This is a genomic window from Acinetobacter sp. LMB-5 (assembly GCF_001541635.1).
Lineage (GTDB): Bacteria > Pseudomonadota > Gammaproteobacteria > Pseudomonadales > Moraxellaceae > Acinetobacter > Acinetobacter pittii.
Genome location: NZ_LRDR01000007.1, coordinates 132,451 through 150,036 on the forward strand (window position 1 = coordinate 132,451; position 17,586 = coordinate 150,036).

The following is a 17,586-nucleotide window of genomic DNA, read 5'->3' on the forward strand; positions in this document are numbered from 1 at the left end:
AATTTCTTTATTAACTAAATATTCAACGTAACTAGACTTGTGCTAAAAATTTACTAACAAGTAGGTAACAAATAAAAGTAGAACTTATTATAATCAACAATAAATTCAATCAACGTAAATTAATCCCACTCATATTCACCAATATAGGTGAGCGTATTATATTTTTTATCTTTACTTACTTTAATTGGATCACCCCCCAATAATAAAACATAGCATTAGCTTTATTAATGCCTTTTTCCAAACAGTCTTTTAGCATCTTTTCATAATGTTCAGGCTCTGGAGTTTCTTCAATGATAAACTTTAAATCATCTACTTCTTTATCAAAATGATATCCCATAAAGTCCTGATCTAGCCAATCCAAACCTACTTCTTTACAAAATTTTGGCAATCCTTCGGAATTATCAAAATAACACCAATACTCTTGTTCATTTATCTCAGTTAATCCCAGCCAAAAATGAAGTTTAGTTTTGAAAGACATTACAGCTCGCTAGTTAATTCTATATATTAACGGTATTAATAGTATAACTTTCCTATATATTTAAAATTAACATTAATTTTTAAAAAATCAGGATGAATATCACTACTATGAAAATAGAAAATCTAATACAACTTATAATAAAAAACTTACCTATTGATCAAAATATTACCCTTACAAAAATATCGACCTGATAAGTTTACGATTATCTAAATAGAGATGCTCTTAAAAATTCTAAAAATTAGCACTTCTTATCCCACCAATCTAATAATGTTTCATCTTCAAAATCTTCATAGTTTTTATAAATATTAGTAAATGACCAATTATTACCTGACAATTGGCTAAAATTAATAAAAAAACTGTTAATTTTTTGAATACCTTGGGCAGAGGGTACAGTAATAGCTATATTGTTTCCACTCAAACCATCTATAGTTCCTCCTAAATAGTCTAAAAGTTCACTTTTAAAATCTTCATAATCTTCAAGTGTTAAATTTGCTTCATAAATATGGATATTAAAATTCCCTCCTCGACATATAATTTTTACGGGCTCATCACTATTAATGAATTCAAAAGTATCTCCTTTTGCTAAATTTAGAGCCAATCCTGGCGCAGATAGTAGCTTATAGATGTTCCCATCTATACATTCTACGAGGACTTCCTCTAATCTAGTTTTACCAGAGCTAGTTTTTCCTGCATAAATACTTAAAGTTTTAAAATTATCTTCCATATGGCGCTCCACAACTTCCCCTCTCTTTACAAGACATGCCTTCTTTAACATAACCACTATTTCCTGCGCTTAAATTACACGCTGCACCCTCTAATGCTGTATTTCCTGTACTTAAATTACCTCCTTTAGAAGTTGGAACTTTTTTGTGACCTAAATGCATATCATCTGGATTAGTAGAAGTTTGACCACAACGCCAACAAGTATAAACCCCATTATTATTAGAATTATCTTCATCTAACAATTTTTGTCGAACTTTAGATTGCCCACTTCGAGATCCTCCACCAATTTTACTATCTGCTATCTCTTGAGCAGTAGCATTATGACCATCTTTTAAAGCATATTTAGATGGTTTTTTCTTTACTAATCCCAAAGGATCAACCCAACTTACTGGATTCGGTGTATATGCATATACGTTATCTCCACCCAATAATCCAATCGGGTCTTTGGAAATAAAACGCCCTACATACGGTGAATAATAACGATAGCGATTGTAATGTAATCCTGTCTCTTCATCAAAATACTGTCCTTGAAAACGGATATTATTTGAAATAATTTCACTATTTTCGAAGAAATTCGACTTAGCTTTCTCTGCTTTACACTCACCCCAAGCTTTATATTCAGCTTTCCAAATAATTGCACCTGTATGGTCGGTCATTTCTTGCGGTGTGCCTAAATGATCACAATGATAGAACCAAAAATCTTTAAAGCCTTTTGCAGTTTTGGTTACTTTCCATAATGGGTCTCGGTGTATTTTATAAAGTCTATCTGACCAATCTAAGGTTTGATTTTTAATATTAATTTTATTTCTTAAAATTATTTTAGAATTTTAATTAAAATATTCATTTGTTGTACAGAGACGTTATCTTTTTAATAACTCATTTCTTGAATCACTTAGTTATTTACAGTAGCATCCTAAAGAGTCTTTATAGAAATGAGTTATTATACTAAATATCTTATAAGTTAAAAAATATAAATTTAGTATCTATTCTTCTTTCCACACATCTTCGTAGCCCTGTTTATCTATTACAAATCTAAAACCTTCTTCTAATGCTAAATAAGGAATAACTTCGGGAAGATAGTTTTCTAAATGAGATATATGCATTGGTTTAAAGAAATCATCATCTTCAGAAAATTCTCCACAATAGAAAAACCATGAGATATTTTCTCCTTCTTCAAGTATATTACGTATTCCTGTAATTGGTATTTTTCCCAATGAATCTAAAGCTACAGCAACCATTTCATTTTCCAAAGGTTTCACAAACTTAGAATTAAATTTTTTACATATATTTTTTTGCACTTCAATTACGGACATATTTATACCTAAAACCCTAATTTTTTATTGATTGCCTTAGAAAACCAGAGGCTTTACTACTTAACTTGGGAAAAGTATAGCAATATGGGTATAAATTCTACATTATACCTGAATTATTTATCAATATTTTCATATAAACACCCTATCTGCAGAATTCTAAAACCATACAATATAGGGAGACACTGTTTAATAAACAAAAACTAAAATTTTATCTTTATCAAAAGAATTTTTTAATGAAAAATTATCAACAGCATAACTTAATATGCTATATAACTTTCCATGTTTAGCTGTTAAAAACTGATAACCACAAACTACATGACCCTTTTTAAAAAACTCTAATAAATCATGAAAGAAATAGAAATTAATTGAATATTTTTCTTTAAAATAATCCTCTAAAATTGAGTTAAAATATATTTCCATGAAGCTCAAAGCTACATCTTCAGATAGCCTTTTCCTTGAGAATATACTAAAAACTTCATCTTTTATTGAAAAAAAATTCATTTCTATTTTCTACCACAAACTTATTATATTCCTTTAAACCATTTTGACCTAAATCATTATAAATTAGAGATCTGAAATTATTCATTACTTCAGCATCACAATTTATAGTTTTATCTGAATTAGCAATTTCATTTATTTCATCATATGAAATACAAGTATAATTTAAATTAACTTTATCAATATTTTCTTTACCAATATTTTCCAAAAAAATTGACGACTCAATTAATTCTTTAAATTTTGAAAGATCATTTCTCATTAAAATTCCACTTTTTCCTTTATTAAATTTCTCAGAAATACTAAGAATTAAGATAAAAAATATCTCAACTTAATTATTAATAGTAAAATAGAATTCATTTCAAAAACATACATACTTTTAAAATTTATATTTTATTTTACCACCCCAAATTTATTTAAAAGAAGTTATTACTTTATTTTTAAACTTATCAAGTATTTTAAAGTTAAAAAATTAAAGCCATTTACACCTATAGTATAGATGACTTTCAAACAACTAAAATATGAAGTTAAATTAATTATATATTACACATAACCATTCATTCTTTATAAAGTTAATTCTAGTCTTTTAAATTTAAATATACATACTATTTTCGTATATTTAAATAATTACCACTCTTGAAATTTTTCTTCTATTACCTCTCCTAAAGAATCTCCTAACTTCTCGTACTCATCATTATCCACATAATAAATATATACCTCCCCCTTCTCATTTATAAAAATAGGATTTCCAGCTCCATCATCCGAAATCACTATTGATTTTAAAATATAATTATTAACTTTCAACTCATCTAAAAGCTTTCTTGCTCTATTGGTCAAATCAATAACAGTTTCGTCTCCCATCATCTCAGCATTTTTTAAACCATATATAGCTAAACCTGCATATGATCCACCATATGTACTAACAAATAACTTATAGTCATCAGGAAGTTTTATCTGCAAAGTAGTTTCCACCTGATTAATATCGTTCAAAGTTAATGGAACTCCTTTCATTTCAGGGTTATCTTTGTAGAACTCCGACAATCTATTTAACAAATCAATTTTCATTTTCATTTCTCAAAAAATCTTAAACTATATTGATGAATTACGCTTCTGTAACTCTCTTTGCGCTGAATCTTTCCAATACTCTTTTCTCCAATTATTAAAATCATCTCTTTCCTGACTCGTTAATCCTCCACCTTTTTTCTTACCACAAGGATGCTGTCCAGGGTTTGTATGAGGTTTGTCATGATGCTTTTGAGGCATAGCAACTATTGGACCTTTTGCATTTTGCTTATAATGATGTAATACAATCGTATTTCCTTGTTTGTCTTTACCCGATAAACCAAAACCAGAATTATTATTTGCATGATACAATTGTTTCAATTGTTTATCACTTAAATGGCTTAAATCTGTATATCCTGTAACTTGTAATTTTGTTCCACGACTATCAGTGAATGAAATTGGGTTACGATTTAGCCCCAAAGGATCAACCCAGCTCACTGGATTTGGTGCATAAGCATATACATTATCTCCACCCAATAATCCAATCGGGTCTTTGGAAATAAAACGCCCTACATATGGTGAATAATAACGATAACGGTTGTAATGAAGCCCTGTTTCTTGGTCGAAATATTGCCCTTGAAAACGGATATTATTACTGATGATCTCAGAGTCTTCAAAGAAGTTAGATTTAGCTTTTTCAGCTTTACACTCACCCCAAGCCTTATATTCAGCTTTCCAAATGACCGCACCAGTATGATCGGTCATTTCTTGTGGTGTACCCAAATGATCACAATGATAGAACCAAAAATCTTTAAAGCCTTTTGCAGTTTTGGTTACTTTCCATAATGGGTCACGTTGTAAACTATAAGGCTTATCTGCCCAGTCAGGTGTTTGATGAAGCTCTATTTCTTCTGCATAAACCGCCTGTATTAGTGGTACAAATGAATCTTTCTCATATATATAATGCTTAGTAATTTGGTCATTCGACTCATAAGCAAGTGTATTGCCATCCCATCCATAAATGATGTTATGCTCACCACCAGTATGATGATGTTTACTTCGCTTTTGGATACGGCGTCCCAATGCATCATAGCGGTACTCTGCCGTATATTCAGCATTACGACTTTTAATTAGTCGTCCACACGCATCCCACTCAAGATATAAATTACCCTTGGTTGATTTCTGGCAAACAAGTTGTCCATAAACATCATATTGGTATTGTTGGTCTAAATATTCTTTAACTACATTATTAACCAAACGATTATAACCATAACTCGTTTCGTCTAGCTTTTGTGAATGGCTTTGAACTTTCTGACTATGGTATGAATCTAGAATGTTACTCGCAGGGTCAAAACTAAACGTTTCCTTACCGAGCTTACTACTAGCCTCAAGCAAACGCCCTACGGGGTCATATTTATAATTGATATTACCCCTACGCGTATCATTAATTCCTGTTAATTGACCTGTTTTATCGTACTGATATAAACGTTGAATCAACTGCTGGGTTTCTTGAATTGCATTGTTCTGATTCTGGCTAACTTGTTCATTTGACGGATAACCGAACTCATGACCATTAACAATATTTTGCTGGGTTAAACGTCCCATCGTATCGTAATGTTGTTCTTGGGTAATTCCGTTGGCATAGTGACGGGCGATTTCACGGTGTAAATCATCACGCTCGAAACTTACAACATCTTGACCATTCACGATCAAGCTATGAACATGACCTGAACCATAAGTTAACCAGTCAATCTTTTGTCCATCTGGACGCACAGTCTTTATTCGATCATTAATTTCATCATAACTGTGTTTCCAGACTCCAGTTTTCTTGGTTTTATAGTCTTGATGATGTTCACGAATTACATTGCCTACAGCATCGTAATACCACTGTAGGTTACTTTCAGCATTTTTGGCCTGAATAAGATTGCCATTACTATCGTAAGCAAATTCTTCAACTAATTGTTGCTCTAAATCATGCTCAACATAGCCATAGCCTGCTGTACGCTGTTCTAAGCGCCCCATGCTATCGAAAAGAAACTTTTGAATACGATCTTTCGGCGCAATTCGATCTCTTAAATCTTGACCATGCATAGAAGCGACTTCAACACTACTAACAAGGTTTCCGTCTGTTTCATCATAGTTATAAATGGTTTCTTTACCATCAAAATCAATTTCTTTAACGAGTCGGCTTGCGACATCATAGAAGAACTGATAACTGGCACCATTTTCATTAATTAGGCGCTTGAGACGATTAAGCTTATCCCACTCATATTTAAGTCTATGATTGAGCGCATCTGTTCGTGATGCAATTAAACCTGCCGCATCATATTCATATCTAGTGATATTCTGTTTCGGATCTATATGTGCCAGTAAACGCCCTTCAGCATCATGAATGAAGTGTTCTTCTGTTCCATCAGCATGTTTAATCTTTTCAAGTTGCCCAAAAGCATTTAGAGGTAAACCTTTAATAACTGGTTCACGTTGCTCAATTGTTAGATCACTATAAAAATATTCAACTTTTTGCTTTAAAGCATTTTCTATTGCAACAACTCGACCTTTTTTGTCATACGTCCATTTAGTTTCTTTACCAGAACAATCGATATAACTAATTAAATTGCCTTGGTCGTCATAACTTAAGGTTTTAGTGCCACCTTTAGGATCTTTAATTGAAGTAAGTAAACCTAAACCGTTATAGCTATATTGTGTTTCACGCTTCAGTGGGTCGGTTTCTTTGGTAATGTTTCCAGCCACATCATATTCTTTAAACCAGCGCCCCTCTTCAGCATCCACCATACCTATAAGCTGACGGTTTTCATCATAAGCATAATGTAGAAGGGAACCGTCTGGTTGAGTCATAGATACAATATTGCCGTGCTCATCATAATCATAAATAGTCACCGCTGCATCAGTGTCTACATGCTTGGTTACACGGCCAAAGTCGTCACGGAAGAACCACTCTTCCAGCCCATCAGGATAAATAATACGATAGGTATAACCTTCAATATCGTAGTAATACCAAGTCTCGGCTCCATAAGCATCTGTCACATACGTTAGACGAATATTTTCGTCCCACTGTAAAGTTGTATCTGAACTGCCATCATCCGCCCATTCATGATAAGCCTTAGACGTTGGTTCGATACCATCATACTCAAGGTTCATACCCCGACCTGTAAGATCGGTATAACGAGTTAAAAGATGATGGTCATATTGGTAATGATAGCTCGCCCCATTTTCGGTAATCGCTTCAACCAAATCGCCTTTTTCATTGTAGTTATAACTCGCAAGTGGTCGAGCAAGCTGACCATTTTCAACTAGCCATACATCTTCAATTCTTCCAGAAGCATTTACCTGAAATGCAACATGAATCAACTGTTTTTGTTTTTCTTTAATAACAATATCTGAAATAAAACTTCGACCTTCGAAGTGGTGGTCATAACGTACCGCTAAAGTAAGTCCATTCTTGTATTCTATGGCTGAAAGTCGATAACCATCCTGATATTTTTCAAACAAATGTTTCTCTTCTTTTTGATAAGAGATCATCTGAACTTTTTCAGAAATTACACTATAGTAAAAATCTTCAGTTTTATTATGGAAACTCTCACCTACTTTCAGGTTTGGTAACTTAACTGGACGACCATCTGCTCCAATAAATTCAAAACCATTTAAGTGTTTTAAATATCCAGCGCGTTCCTCTGTCTCTTCAATATATTCACTCTGAGGAACAATCCGGGTTGTAAATGGTGTTATCCATCTTGCGCCAAACTCACCATGCTCTAGTTGATAAAGATTAGATGCATATTTCCGAGTTAATACAAAGCTTAAAATTGATGATACATAAGCATCTTGATGAGTTAAACACTCTGTACCTAAAGCATAGGTAATATTTCTTTTTGTACCAGAGGTAGATTTGGGTTTGCTTTTACCACCCCTTAAATTTAATGCACATTCGGTTTCATTGGGGTTATTCTTTGACTTTGCTTGAACATTAGTCTTTTCAAGCTCTCCGTTTGGTTTTTGTCTTCTTTTTTCAGTGACTTGTGTGGGTTTAATATTTGCAGTCTTTGTACCCTTTAGTTTGAACCTCTGTACAGCTTTAAGCAAAACATTGAGTAGCCATGCGATACTCATTGCTTTCGCTGGATCTGCCAAAGTCATTAAATATGTAGGTGCTTTTCTACCAAAAACACGAATGGAAGTGATTGCATTCTGGATAGGTTGTGTTGCACTAGCAGGCACAACAGCAGATACACCTTTGGCAACGGTATTTATTTGTTCTTTTACGCCTGCTTTCCAAATATTTACAACCCCATCAACAGCATTTGATATCGTTGCTTTAGGGTTGCGTTGTAAATTATTTAAGTTAACTTTGTTTAATTGTTTTTGGGCATTTTTTAAATTACCAGCAGAGCTATATACTTTTCCATTAAGTACTTTTTGAATTCCGTTAGCAAAATCATTACTGATAGCTGTAATTTTTGTTCCACAATTTTGCAACATCTGGTTGACAAGAGGTTGGGCATTTTTCGCAAATTGGTCTAATTCCCCAGCAATTCTTTCATTTAAATGATCGCTCAGAATGACCAGAATCGTATCAGAAATTGTACCTTTTGCCTTTTGTCTAACCAAATTCAACGTAGGTCTTAGGCTCATTCGCATTGTTGCCATGGTTGGCGGTGCTGGAATAATACCAATAACATCCAGTCCCAAATTCAACCAATCTGTAAAAGCTGGGCTAGGCTTTTTACTAATGTCTATAACATCATAAATTGCGTCGACTAAAGCAATTGCATTTCCAATGACTGGCAGTGTGCCAAGAGTACTTTTAATCGTATTTAAATCGACATAACCTTTGGTATTCGTTTTTAACCATGAATCAATTTTATTCATACCTGCTTTAACATCAGCAGCATACAATTTATTTAAAGGTACTACCGCAACTTGTCCGGTATTTGTTCTCACACTTGGCTTTGCTTTCGCTTGAGAAATAGTTTTTGGTGCTGTTGGCATTTTTATAAATTCTCAATTCTTATTTAAACTTAAAATTCATAGGATTAGGAGTGGTCTCGGTATTTTTCGAGTCTTGAGCCCTTAATGGATTTACATTTAATCCGCTGGTAACTGGAGCAACGGGGTTAGTTTTTCCATGCATCCATCCTTGCCCTGTCGAACTTTGGCTTAAAACCTTAGAAGAAAAATTGGTCAATTGACTCGTTAAATGTGATTCAACACCTTGTTGCACCATTGGCAACAATGCACTTGCACCATTTTCTTTTAATTGCTTTGCAGTATCGATTGTTCTCATAATCAAACTTGGATTTGTGAATGTTTGACCTAAAGCTTTTTTAGCTTCTGTCACTGCACCTTTCAAGACACTCTCTGCTTTACCCATTAAAGTTTGGGCACTCATATCATTATCATTTGGCCACATAGGAGGGCGTTTAAAATCACTCGCTTCATCCCAAGGATTACGCTTATCTTCTTCAAATACAATTTTGGCTGAACCTGTAGCTAAACCTGAAACACGAACAAAACCTTTATCATCCAGTTGTCCTTTGAACTGTTTCCCTAACGAATCAGTCACTGTATAACCGCCTTGTTTAACAAACTCACCATGTGCATATTCATGAAACAACTCAAGTACACCCTGCCCACGTTTTGGTGGAGGTGGCAAACTAGATTTAAGATTTGCAGATGCACCGCCCATAAACAAATGCTGCCCAGCCTTTACCTCAAACTTACCACCCGTAACTGGAAAAATTCCCGAGCCATTAATCTTGATTTGAGATCCACCCGCCGTGATAACGATTTCTTTAGAAGCACTAATTTCAATTTTGTCTTCTGTTGAAATCACCTGAACAGCTTTACGGGCAATTAAATCTGCTCCGTCACCTTGTGCTTGTATCTCGACTTTACCTTTGCCTGCATAAAGTCTTGCACCTTCTTGAGCTGCAAAAAGGCTAATTTTATTTTGGGCATGTGCAATCAGGTTTTTTTGAGTAGACAGGTTAATGCTATCACCAGCAGTTTGACTTAACTGACCATCTGCGCTGAGGTGAATGTCCTCGTTACTGACTAGAGCAATACTGTTGGGTGCAGTTAATATCATCAAGGCTTGCTTAAAAGCAGCAGCTTTGTCTTGATCTTTTTCTTCAATTTGCTCTATGAACGTTTTTAGGTTCTCCAGCATTTCCAATGGATCAGTTTGCTGATTTTTGGCAACTTCACTGAGTGCCTTGGCATTGTTAAGGCCACCGTCGATTTGTTGCTTGGCCTCATTTGCATCAAGGTGTACGCCTTGAGCTTGGTCCTGCTTGTGAGTACTAATGAGTAAGCCACTGCCAGCTCTTACCGCCCCCCACTGGTCTGTTCGTAGCTCAAAACCTTCACCTCGGCCTTCACTTTCAGCCTTGTCTTTTGGATGGCTTAAGTTACCGAGGTTTAATTGGCTTGTGGCATGGCTACTTTGTAGCTGGGCACTGATTTGGCCTGTAGTGTCATCAAAACGGAGTTGGTTAAAGCCCTTACCGTCGACCTCTTCGGAGCGGATACCGCTGAGCTTTTTAGTGTCAGGTAGTTGACCTTTCTGGTCGAACTGCGTTGGATGCCGTTCAGCTTCATGAATACGTCCGACTACAAATGGGCGGTCAATGTTACCGTCAAAGAAATCGATCACAACGATTTCACCAACACGTGGTAAGAAGCGTGCGCCATAACCTGCGCCTGCCCACGGAGTCAGCACATCGACCCAAGCGGAGTCAGTGTCATTGTCGTTACTTCCTGCTCCACCATCATGGCTATGGTCGTCAGTTCTGGTAAACAGGAAGCGGACTTTAATACGACCCCACTGGTCGACATGAATGCTTTCACCTTCCAGCCCCACCACTCTAGCGCGCTGCGGGTGAGCGGCTGGTCGGTGTTCTAGCGGGTTATACTCAGGTACAGCTTTTATGTTGCGTCGAACGATATTGAGTTCAGCATAGTGGCGCTGCTCAGGGTTTTGGCTGTCGAGTTGGGCTGCCTTGAGCTTGTCTTTTGGTAATAAGTGCTCAAGTTGCTGTTGTAATTCTTTAGGTAAATTATTCTGGTTATAGTAATGCTTGCTTAAGATTAAGAATTCTTTATCGGCACTGTCATGCTGATCGAGTTCAGGATGGTCATTCAGCTCAAACCAGTAACCGACCTGTGCATCACGGACGTTACCTGAAACGGTAAACTGTTTCGAACTTAGGTGATGATAAGCATTGATGTGCTGGTTAAGCTGTTCAATCTGACTATTGCCTGAAGCTGTGGCTTGGTCTTCACCGTTTAAGTCCTGCATCCACGCGGGACTAACATACCATGCATCTTCAAGGTTTAGGCTGGCATTGTCATAGTGTTCGCTGTGCTTTTGGGTACCTTGTACGCTACCGCTACCTTCTTCTTGTTGCAGGGCATCGGCTTGCCAGCGTTGCACATGAACTGAAGTTGGCTGTAAGCGGCGCTCTGCCTTGACTTGAGTAATGGTATCAAACTGTTCTGTGGCACTGCTGCGTTGGTAACGTAGGCTACGGCGCTCAAGCGCCTGATAGTTTTGGTTATCATCAATTAAACGCAGTACTTGTGGCTGAATGGACGCATTCGGATCCACTACTAAAAGCTGTGATTCATCGACTAACCAATTAATACCTTCACTACGCCACAAACGGGTTAAAAAGTCATAATCGCTTTCGTTAGACTGCATCACAAATGGACGCACATCGTAGTCTTTGGTTAACCCAGATGTGTCGAGTGTTAAGCTTGCGGCAAATAACGGGCTTTTACCCTGCCATTCTTTAAATAGAATTTCGCTAATATCTCGCACGCTTTTGTTCATAAACACGCGGCTATTACGGCGTTTATGCCAGAGTGCAGTTGGGTCTTTTAAGGTTAAGTTATAAATGGTGAGTGAGCCGTCACTTTGCCCTTGGCTCGCTTCGGTAATAATACCTGTTGTTCTAAAAAACTGGCCTGTATCTGTGACCTGATCGACGGCAACCTGACAGCCAATAAATTGTTTTAATGCAATATGTGCGTTGGTCGATAGACACAGTAACTCAGCAACGCTACCTTGGTTGAGCGTATGTTCGCCCTCGATGCGTTGCAAGAAGACTTGATTGTTTAATGATGCGTTGGAAAATTGCACATGAAGAACGCGGTTCTGTGCGACCAACCCTAAACTATCTAAAATTTGAAATATTTTATGGGACATCATTATTATAAAAACTGAGTCATAATCATCGATATTTTATAAAAAACAGACAGAATTGTCTATTTATATAAAATAGCTTATCTTCCCTTAACTTACATACTTTTTAGTTTATCTAAAAGATAAGATAAGGTTTTAAAGGAGAAAAATCATGTCTAATCAAATGGATCAGGCCATTCAAAGTGTCATTGACCTACATGTTTTAATAGAGAACGTATTTACAGGAAAAAATGCAGAACAAAGTCTGAGCCCGCTTTTAGATAGCTTTGATCAAAATTTTAAGATGGTTACGGTTCAAGGTCAAAGTATTGGTTTAGCCGAAGTTAAAAACTTATTTAGTCAAAATATTGGAAAGAAATCCTCTTTAAAAATCACCATTATTAAGAGTACAGCTTTATACGAATTTGAAAATTATTGTTGGGTGCAATATCAAGAACATCAGCAAACTGATGAAATCGAGACAGTACGTACCTCTACAGCCTGCATTAAAGTAGAAGGCGAAAAATGTTATTGGGTGTATTTACATGAAACTTTAATTCCCTCGTCTTAAGTCATCTAGAGCACTTTAAAGATGGCACCTATTTTGCTTAACAATATTACGTTTTATGAAAATCGTAATACTGATAAAAATGGGGAGCTCTCGATATGGGTTATGTTGCAAAGGAATTTACGCGAAAGAACAAGCTGATTCTCAGTATTTGTTCTTTCGTGATTCCAATATGTCTTTGGTGCGCAATCAGTTATTTACCTTTTGTTTGGCATCCTCAAGTACAAATCACAAGTTCAGGCAGTGTTCCTTACCTACAAGTAGGAAGTCGCGTTGATAAAAATGTGTTCTATCTCGAAGCACAAAATGCAGTCAATCGAGATTCTGCACCACCACAAGGTATTCTAGTCAATCCAATTTATTTACCCGCTCCCCATGAAGTCGCTAAGGCTTTAGTGACTGCATTTACTACGCCACCTGAACAACCTGATTCGCCGTGGTTTCATCAAAGTTTATGGCACAGTATCAAACTGGTTTTTTCAGCTTTTTTTATCTCTTCATTGATTGGAATTCCACTGGGTATTTTGTGTGGTTTTTCTAAACGAATATCACTGTTAACAGAGCCTTTTGTCGAATTTTTCCGTTACTTACCCGCACCTGCATTTGGTGCGCTTGCTGTGGCAATTTTAGGGATTAATGACGCACCTAAAATTGCCATTATTGTGATTGGTACGCTATTTCAGCAAATTCTAATTATTGCTAATACCACCCGAATGGTAGATCGAAGCTTAATTGAAGCTGGCTATACGCTTGGTACCAATAAGCTCAAAAGTTTATTTCACGTGGTGATTCCTGCGGCCTTACCTAATATTTACCGTGACTTACGTGTGTTACTGGGCTGGGCTTGGACCTATTTAATTGTTTCAGAGTTGATTGGTACGACCTCGGGTATTACTTGGTTTATTACCCAACAGGCACGCTATCAAAACTTTGACAATGTCTATGCAGCTATTTTGATTATTGGTGTGATTGGTCTTGTCTGTGACTGGCTATTAATGAAGTTAGGTGAGCGGATGTTCACATGGAAAGTAGGAGCAAAATAATGAACGATTCAACATTTAACGCACATGAATACTTTCAAAAAATTTATGAACGTCCTATGATTTTAGAAGCTAAACAACTGAGCCAAGTTTTTAAACATGGTCAAACTGAACGCACCGTTTTAAATAAGCTGGATTTAAAAATTCATAAAAGAGAATTTATTTGTGTGATTGGTCCTTCTGGCTGCGGCAAATCGACACTGAGCCGTGTTATTGCAGGTTTAGACCCATACCATAGTGGAGAAGTTTTAGTAGACGGCGAATGCATTACGGGTCCATGCCCTGAACGCGGCATGGTATTTCAGGGATATACCCTTTTCCCTTGGAAAACTGTAAAAGAAAACGTAATGTTTGGTCCGCAAATGCGCGGTGCTAGCCAAATGACAGCCGAAGCTCAAGCACGCGAATGGATCAATATTATTGGTTTAGAAAAATATGAAAATCAGTATCCACACCAACTTTCTGGCGGTATGAAACAGCGTGTTGCGATTGCTAGAGCTTTGGTTAATCAACCTAAAATTTTACTCATGGATGAACCTTTTGGTGCACTCGACCCACACACACGTCAAAAAATGCAAAAGCACTTAATGGATTTATGGCACAACATTGATATCACCATTATTTTTGTCACTCACGACATGGATGAGGCTATTTTACTGGCAGATCGAATTGTGGCACTTAAAGCCAACCCCGGTGAAATTAAGGAAATTATTGAAGTTAATTTACCCCGCCCACGCTCACTCGATTTAATGAGTACACCTGAGTTCAAACAACTTCGGGCACGGGTAGATTATTTAGTTCACGCTGAAGAAGATGAGCTTGACCCTGCTTTACAAGACTTACCAAAAATTCCACGTATGACTCAGGTCAGTACAGAAAAATAAGTCAGGCATTAAAAAGCCCAAGTTCAACTTGGGCTTTTTGATTTATGGAACTTATTTGAGTTGTTCTATGAGTGTTGGATAAATCAGCCCATCTACATTTTGTTCAGTTTTATAAATACCGTTTTCGACATTAAATTTATTGACGTGATAGCTAGAGCCATAAATTGAGTCAAAGCCTTGAGATTTAGTAAATACTTTTTTATTGGCACTGATATCTAATAAATGCGTACCGCTAACCATCAACTCATATTGTTTTGGGTCAACCCCTGAACGGTTTGCCATGATTTTAACCGCATCGGCATGGGTTGCAGGGTCATTAATATATTTAACTGTTTTATCCCACACCTGAATGACTTTTTTCCATTCCTCTTGATGAGCAGTTAAATGACTCATGTTGACTGTTAAGGTGTCATAAATTAAACCTGGCTTGTCTTTAGACGTATAGATAATTTTAGAGCCTGCCACTGCTTTTAATGCCTGACCTGCAACAGGTTGCCAAACAGCAATCGCGGAAATATCGGGGCTATTAAACACTTGTGGTAATTGGTTCGTTGCTGAATTTACTAGCTTCACCTCATTCGCTTTAATGTTATGGTCGGTTAAAGCAGTTGCCAATAAAAGATGGTCAACCAAGCCTTTTTCAACACCAATCGATTTTCCTTTTAAGTCTTGAATGGTATTAATGCCCTCTTTTGCAATAATGACATCATTGCCCGCAGAATAATCTGTTGCCATGATCATCATGCCTTGAGTACCACCCGAAGCAGTTACCAAGTTATCGCCATTGGTGACCAACACAGCGTCGAGCTGATTTGCCGAAAAGGCCGAAAGAGAAGCCGAATAATCAAACCATTTAAATTCTACATTTAAGCCTGCTTCTTTTAACCAGCCTTTTTCAATAGCCACTTGCCAAGCCACCCAGCCCGGCCAATCACTATAGCCAATGGTAATTGGTTTTGTATTTGTGGATGCCTGAGTGTCTTGTTTGGCCTCGGGCACTTTAGCGGTATTGTCACACCCGCCCAATACAACTGCCGATAAAATAGATACGGATAACAACGCTTTTTTAATCATATAGAAACTTCCCCAACATTTTTACTAACACTTTGAGCGGTTTGATTGAGTGACTGTATATAGGCTCGCCAGCCTCCAAAATGGCTAATATCGGTTGCATCTTGAATGGCATACGCTTCACAAATAAAGCCTTTGACCCATGTTCCATCTTTTAATTTGAGGTTCCCAATACCAAGTGGTGCAGGCACTTCAGCTACAATGGCTCCAAAATTTGCTAAGGGAACATTCCACACTTCAACTTCAATAGATGCCCCTGCTTCATCGAATTGCAATCCCGGTTTTGGTGGCGTGGTATTTTTTAAAGCAAAGAGTTTATAGGTCTCTGCAGTCTGTGTTTTCTTAAGCAAAGTGGCATTACGGCTAGTGAGCTGAAAATTAAGCGGCATGCCTGTTAAGTGCGCTCCCACCACAGCTAACTGTACTGAATGATTTGATTGGATCTCTAGACTTTTTTGATAATGTTGAGTTGATTTACCTAAACCCAACGATGTTTCTGCTTGCCAAAGCTGCGCAAAATTAGCGAGTGCCTGATCGTGCCAAGCTGGTGCAATAAAGGTTACTCCGCTTGGTAGGCTGTCTGCACGGAGTACATTTGGTAAAGCCAAAGCAGAAAGATCGGCAAAATTGACAAAGTTGGTATAGGCTCCCATGTGTGCATTTTTAGTCAATGGGTCGGCTTCAACTTCGGCAATGGTGTAAATAGTTGGCGCTGTCGGAACCATCAAGGCATCAAAAGGTTGTAATGCCACATTAATTTTTCGAGCCAGTACGGCACGGTTATATTCGGCTTGAAGTGCATCTGTTGCCTTGAATTTATCTGCCTGCACAATAATTTGAGCAATGACTGGATGAGCCTTTTCACGTGTTGTCATGCGTTCAACGGCGACTGTTCTTTCCGCTACCCAAGCATCGTTATACAGTGCAGCAGCAAGCTCATTAAACGCACTGAAATCAATACTCTCAACGTCATAGCCTAGTTTTTTTAAGCGCTCGACTGCCACTAAAAAGGCTTTTTCAGATTCCAGATCGCCATAAAACTCAAGCTGAGCTGGAATGGCAATTTTTCTTTTAGAAAATTGAGTCGGTACATTGGCTGGATGCGCTCGCGAATATTCATCTGTTTCATCGTAGCCCTGCATTAAACTGGCAACTGTCCAAGCATCATCAATATGTAGCGCAAAAATAGAAATGACATCAATGGTCCGACATGCAGGGATTAAACCTGTGGTAGAAAACCAGCCCTTTGTAGGTTTAAGGCCCACAATATTGTTATGGCCCGCAGGTACACGCCCTGACCCCGCCGTGTCTGTCCCCAAACTAAAAGGCACAATACCATTGGCAACCACCACTGACGAACCCGAGCTTGACCCACCGCTAATATATTCAGGGTTAAAACTATTTTTTACTGCACCGTATGGAGAGCGAACGCCAACCAGTCCAGTCGCAAACTGATCGAGATTAGTTTTTCCAACCACAATCGCCCCTGCTTTTTTTAGCTTGGCAACTACGGCAGCGTCTTGCTTAGCTAAATATTGAATCTCTTTACAGGCAGCAGTCGTGTGAAAGCCAGCGACATCAATGTTGTCTTTAACTGCAAATGGCACACCATATAAAGGTAAGTCAGCAATATTCTGATCTTTTAAAACATCAATTTGCGATTGAATCTGCTCGTTCGATGCAATTTCAATCCATGCATTATCATCATTTTTAATTTCTGCAACGTAGCCAATCAGATCTGCAAGATGGATTTGCCCGTTTTGATATGCTGTTTTCCAGTCTTGAATTGTCCATAAATTTTTCAACACG

At 37.2% G+C, this 17,586-nt stretch carries 13 protein-coding genes and 1 pseudogene; 3 read left to right on the forward strand and 11 right to left on the reverse strand.

The features are described from left to right. Positions 1 to 175: 175 nt before the first annotated feature. The 9 genes and pseudogenes from AW165_RS11295 to AW165_RS11330 form a co-directional block, all read right to left on the reverse strand. A complete protein-coding gene (locus AW165_RS11295) occupies positions 176 to 478 on the reverse strand; it encodes an immunity 22 family protein (protein ID WP_228138752.1) in 303 nt (100 codons plus the stop codon). 238 nt (positions 479 to 716) lie between these two features. Next, positions 717 to 1,202 (reverse strand): DUF4265 domain-containing protein, encoded by a 486-nt coding sequence (locus AW165_RS11300; RefSeq protein WP_022574786.1) that lies wholly within the window; start codon positions 1,200 to 1,202, stop codon positions 717 to 719. Between the two features lie 352 nt (positions 1,203 to 1,554). After that, positions 1,555 to 1,989 (reverse strand): annotated as a pseudogene (locus AW165_RS20135) (RHS repeat domain-containing protein); the annotation flags it as partial. Between the two features lie 195 nt (positions 1,990 to 2,184). Continuing rightward, positions 2,185 to 2,514: a hypothetical protein gene (locus tag AW165_RS11310; RefSeq protein WP_033850388.1), complete on the reverse strand. Its 330-nt coding sequence runs from the start codon at positions 2,512 to 2,514 to the stop codon at positions 2,185 to 2,187. 186 nt (positions 2,515 to 2,700) lie between these two features. Continuing rightward, complete coding sequence (locus AW165_RS20140) at positions 2,701 to 3,015, reverse strand: hypothetical protein (RefSeq protein ID WP_228138753.1); 315 nt, start codon at positions 3,013 to 3,015, stop codon at positions 2,701 to 2,703. Continuing rightward, positions 2,990 to 3,271 carry a hypothetical protein gene (locus AW165_RS20145; protein WP_228138754.1) on the reverse strand — a complete coding sequence of 94 codons (282 nt, stop codon included), beginning with the start codon at positions 3,269 to 3,271 and terminating at the stop codon, positions 2,990 to 2,992. Before AW165_RS20145 ends, AW165_RS20140 begins: the two co-directional genes overlap by 26 nt. A gap of 365 nt (positions 3,272 to 3,636) precedes the next feature. Beyond that, positions 3,637 to 4,074, reverse strand: a complete 438-nt coding sequence (locus AW165_RS11320; protein ID WP_060465882.1) for an SMI1/KNR4 family protein — start codon at positions 4,072 to 4,074, stop codon at positions 3,637 to 3,639. Positions 4,075 to 4,098: 24 nt separating this feature from the next. Further along, positions 4,099 to 9,018 (reverse strand): RHS repeat-associated core domain-containing protein, encoded by a 4,920-nt coding sequence (locus tag AW165_RS11325; RefSeq protein WP_081410635.1) that lies wholly within the window; start codon positions 9,016 to 9,018, stop codon positions 4,099 to 4,101. 19 nt (positions 9,019 to 9,037) lie between these two features. Further along, positions 9,038 to 12,241: a DUF2345 domain-containing protein gene (locus AW165_RS11330; protein ID WP_228138755.1), complete on the reverse strand. Its 3,204-nt coding sequence runs from the start codon at positions 12,239 to 12,241 to the stop codon at positions 9,038 to 9,040. A gap of 145 nt (positions 12,242 to 12,386) precedes the next feature. Between AW165_RS11330 and AW165_RS11335 the strand changes: the two genes are divergently transcribed. The 3 genes from AW165_RS11335 to AW165_RS11345 all read left to right on the forward strand — a co-directional run bounded on the left by AW165_RS11335 (position 12,387) and on the right by AW165_RS11345 (position 14,706). After that, on the forward strand, positions 12,387 to 12,785 hold the full coding sequence (locus tag AW165_RS11335) for a hypothetical protein (protein WP_060465883.1): 399 nt from the start codon (positions 12,387 to 12,389) through the stop codon (positions 12,783 to 12,785). A gap of 95 nt (positions 12,786 to 12,880) precedes the next feature. Beyond that, a complete protein-coding gene (locus tag AW165_RS11340; RefSeq protein ID WP_017481490.1) occupies positions 12,881 to 13,825 on the forward strand; it encodes an ABC transporter permease in 945 nt (314 codons plus the stop codon). Beyond that, positions 13,825 to 14,706 (forward strand): ABC transporter ATP-binding protein, encoded by an 882-nt coding sequence (locus AW165_RS11345; RefSeq protein WP_060465884.1) that lies wholly within the window; start codon positions 13,825 to 13,827, stop codon positions 14,704 to 14,706. Before AW165_RS11340 ends, AW165_RS11345 begins: the two co-directional genes overlap by 1 nt. A gap of 51 nt (positions 14,707 to 14,757) precedes the next feature. Here AW165_RS11345 and AW165_RS11350 read toward each other — a convergent pair whose 3' ends face one another. Then, positions 14,758 to 15,780, reverse strand: a complete 1,023-nt coding sequence (locus tag AW165_RS11350) for an ABC transporter substrate-binding protein (protein ID WP_060465885.1) — start codon at positions 15,778 to 15,780, stop codon at positions 14,758 to 14,760. Continuing rightward, entirely contained in the window at positions 15,777 to 17,585 is a 1,809-nt protein-coding gene (atzF, locus tag AW165_RS11355) for an allophanate hydrolase (RefSeq protein WP_060465886.1), read from the reverse strand. The genes AW165_RS11350 and atzF overlap by 4 nt, the downstream gene beginning before the upstream one ends. Position 17,586 lies beyond the last annotated feature (1 nt).